The organism is Methanosarcina sp. A14 (assembly GCF_001729375.1).
Taxonomy (GTDB): domain Archaea; phylum Halobacteriota; class Methanosarcinia; order Methanosarcinales; family Methanosarcinaceae; genus Methanosarcina; species Methanosarcina barkeri.
Map to the genome: position 1 here is coordinate 1 of NZ_LZPK01000224.1, position 3,769 is coordinate 3,769.

Sequence of the window (3,769 nt, forward strand, 5' to 3'; positions counted from 1 at the left end):
GGAGCATTAGCTATGTCTGGATAACATCTAGCAGCTTCAGTACAGCTAAAAACTTTAGAAGCCGCAATGAGATATTTAATGTAGTCAATGTCGGTACACTTAGGTGGATTTATGTCCATAACTCCGTACGTTTTTAGAGAAACACTAAGCCATAAGTATATTTATAAAGATATCAAGTTTTCGGCATTTTAACTGCGTAAGTCCTATCTTTATGGTCGAGGTTTTCTTGTCAATACGGAAAGCCCAAATCGTAACTGGCTTCAGGAATATGTTCCTCCGGAAGATCAAACGCATGTAATGGCAGTCATCAATGAAGCTATTCGGACAAAGAGCACTTACGAACTGGAACACAGGGTCCGTCTAGCAGACGGCAGTTTGGGATGGATTTTCTCGCGTGCGGTTCCGATGCTGAATGCGAATGGCGAGATTGTTGAATGGTTTGGTACCGCCAGTGACATCACAGAGCGCAAAAAAGTGGAAGCTAAACTGAAAGACACACTCGATAATTTAGATAAACTGGTTAAAGAACGTACAGTAGAACTTCAGAATGCTTATGATTCATTGAAACAGAGTGAAAAAAGTCTTGCAGAAGCTCAAGAAATAGCTCATCTTGGAAACTGGGAAATGGACTTTGCAAGCAATGAATTTCGTTGGTCTGACGAAATGTATCGTATTTTTAGACTTACGCCGCAAGAACTGAAAGTAAATTATGGTATCTTCTTAAGTTATGTGCATCTGGATGATCGAAACTGTATAAATAATGCCGCTAAGGATGCATTGAATGGAAAGCCTGCTGATTTTGATTTCAGGATAATTCTAGCGAATGGAGAAGAACGCATAGTTCATGCAAAATCTGAAGTTGTTTTCGATGAGAATAATAATCCTGTTCGGGTTAGAGGAACAACTCAAGATATAACAGAGCATAAAAAGGCAGAAGAAGCTCTTGCAAAGGTAGAACAAATCCGCATAAAGGAAATTCACCACAGGATTAAGAATAACCTGCAGGTAATCTCATCCTTACTCGATCTTCAATCAGAAACATTTTCTAACCGTAAAATTTGTAAAACTCAGGAAGTTGTTGAGGCTTTTAGAGAAAGTCAGGATCGTGTAGCTTCGATGGCTCTTATTCACGAAGAGCTGTACAAAGGAGATAATATCGATACCCTTGACTTTGCAGCTTATCTAAATAAACTAACTGAAGATCTTTTCAATTCATATGATCTTGGAATTAAAAGTATCAGGTTGAAGTTGAACCTTGACCAGATATATCTTGGCATGGATACTGCAATCCCTCTTGGAATTATTGTAAATGAGCTAGTTACAAATTCTTTTAAGCATGCTTTTCCTGAAGGACGGAAAGGAGAAATCCGGGTGAATCTTCGCAGAAATGAAACTTCTGCTGCTCAGAGTGAGATGTCCAGTCCAGATAAAGGTTGCAAAGATAGCTTCAATTACATATTAGAAGTATCGGATGATGGAAAAGGAATTCCAAAAGTGATAGTCAATAAGAGTTCAAATTCCCTTGGACTCCAGCTAGTAAACATTCTTGTTGAGCAAATAGACGGCTGTTTAGAAATTAAAAGTGGTATCGGTACGCAATTCACCATCTGGTTTAACAATATGGGAATATAAAACCACTATCTTCATTTAAGAATGATAATTTAAAAGACGGCTAATAAATCTGTACTTAATACTGGTTTACTTGCAATTCAACGAATTTATTTGTACTAAGATGACTATTTTTCATAAATGTTGTTTATTTCTAATTATTTCATATATCGTGTACGGGTAACCCACTATGCCACTTTAACCCAGAATTTATTTCACTTTACTCGATCATTCTTCCCTACTAAAAAGAAGTTGGAATTCACTCAATACTTAACTTTTGCATTGTCTGCTATTATAGTCTGCTATTATTATAGTCTGCTATTATAGTCTGGTGTTATATCATGTATCAAACTATAAAATTATTTAAAAGCTGTAATCTTATTTTAGGATACAACAAGTAAAGGCTGAATCAAAGCCAAAGTAAATTCAATAAAACATCACAGATCACACTTTGAGAAGTAGAAACTATTTTCCCGGAATAGTAATGTTTATTTTAATTTAGAGCAGATTTACTTTTATGGGTATATCGGGGAAAACACACCTTAGGGGAGCTAATCTTATAGGAGCTAAACTTCAAGGAGCGGACTTTCAAGAGGCTGACCTTGTAAAAACTAACCTTGAAGGAGCTGATCTTCGGGGAGCTAACCTTAAAAAGGCTGACCTTCGAGGAGCCAATCTTTCAGATACTCACCTTCTTGAAGGTAAAGGAGCTAATCTTCAAGAGGCTAACCTTCAAGAAGCTAATCTACAGGGAGCTAGTCTTGTAAAAACTAATCTTGAAAAGGCTAACCTTGAAAGGGCTAATCTTCAACTGGCAAACCTTCATCTGGCTAATCTTAAAGGAGCTAACCTTAAAAGAGCGAACTTTCAAGTGGCTAATCTCGAGGGAGCTTACCTTCAGGGAACTAATCTTGAAGAGGCTGACCTATATGGAGCTGGTCTTCAAGAGGCAAATCTTCAAGAAGCTAACCTTAGAGGCGCTAATCTCTATGGGGCAGACCTTCACAAAGCCTATCTTCTGAGAGCTAATCTTGAGGGAGCTAAACTTGAAGGAGCTAACCTCACTAGAGTTCATGATTTATCTATTGATCAAGCTTCTAAAGTGAAAACACTTTATAATGCAAAATTAGACGAAGAAATCCTGATTCCGTTAAAGGAGAAATATCCTGCCTTATTTAGAGGACCCGAGGAATGAGGAGAGATTCAACATATTTCTACATATAAAATTTATATATATTTTTCTTTGGACTGAATGCTTTTAAAGATTTATAGCTAATTTTAGCTAGTAAGAGTCTGTATTTGCATTTGTAGTTTCTATGTAATTCTAAGCTACTGATGTTCTTTCTAGTGTCTTATTACGTTGTAAACTCAATGAAACATCACTGTTTTTTCCAGTCTTCTGATAGCTTTTCGATTTAGCAACTTTTTGATAAATTGTGGGAACTTAATACTATTAAGAATAAATTTTTTAAGAATGATGCCAATTAATACTGGACTTTCTGGTTGCTTTGGTCGGTGGTCAGAAAGTCTAAGAAATTGGTAACCGCGACCAGTAGGTGAATTGACATAGCCACCGATTTGACGATGGAGCTTATCTTCTGTTTGCATTATCTTATATTGATCAATGCAAGTTTGAAACAAATAGATAAGACCATCGCTCTGGTTAAGCAGATAAAAGAAAAACTGTGAGCCTGATCAGTTTTTCCCGAAAAACCGATAATTTGGAAAGAGTGAAATAAATCTTTCCAATTTATCATCCATTTGCTTAACTAATTAAGTGTTTAACCAATTATTTATCTAAAAGAATTTGTCTAAAATAATAAGAGAATAAGCTTTTAAGCATCAAAAGCGTATTATAAACTCGAAGTGGCTATGTTAATTCGTTTGGTTCCGCTCAAATAGACCAACTGCAGAGATGCAGGATTTGAGCGGAAAATCCTAACGGTATGATTCTCTTTTCTTTAAATTTTTTCCGAAATTTCTATCATAGTTTTTGTTTTTCGTATTATAAATGATAATTCAAAAATTTACAAAAGTGCCCCAGTAATTATTAAATATTGAAATGTCACTACCGCCCACTTTCCGCAGTAATTTTCGTAAATTCATGTTTTTACTGCTATCGATTTTCAATCAAACGTGTAATTGGACTTTTATGTAGTAG

At 35.8% G+C, this 3,769-nt stretch carries 2 protein-coding genes and 1 pseudogene; 2 read left to right on the forward strand and 1 reads right to left on the reverse strand.

Going from position 1 to position 3,769, the window contains the following annotated elements; genetic code table 11:
* Window positions 1-119, reverse strand: a pseudogene (locus A9239_RS19015) (IS701 family transposase); the annotation flags it as partial.
* Between the two features lie 73 nt (window positions 120-192).
* On the opposite strand from A9239_RS19015, the gene A9239_RS11065 reads away from it, so the two are divergent.
* Both A9239_RS11065 and A9239_RS11070 read left to right on the forward strand, forming a co-directional pair.
* On the forward strand, window positions 193-1,632 hold the full coding sequence (locus A9239_RS11065; protein WP_255361941.1) for a sensor histidine kinase: 1,440 nt from the start codon (window positions 193-195) through the stop codon (window positions 1,630-1,632).
* A gap of 493 nt (window positions 1,633-2,125) precedes the next feature.
* Window positions 2,126-2,803, forward strand: a complete 678-nt coding sequence (locus tag A9239_RS11070; protein ID WP_052712658.1) for a pentapeptide repeat-containing protein — start codon at window positions 2,126-2,128, stop codon at window positions 2,801-2,803.
* Window positions 2,804-3,769 lie beyond the last annotated feature (966 nt).

Bases quoted from the DNA above. Each gene is read 5' to 3' on its own strand.
- A9239_RS11070 (WP_052712658.1), top strand. From the start codon at position 2,126: ATGGGTATATCGGGGAAAACACACCTTAGGGGAGCTAATCTTATAGGA.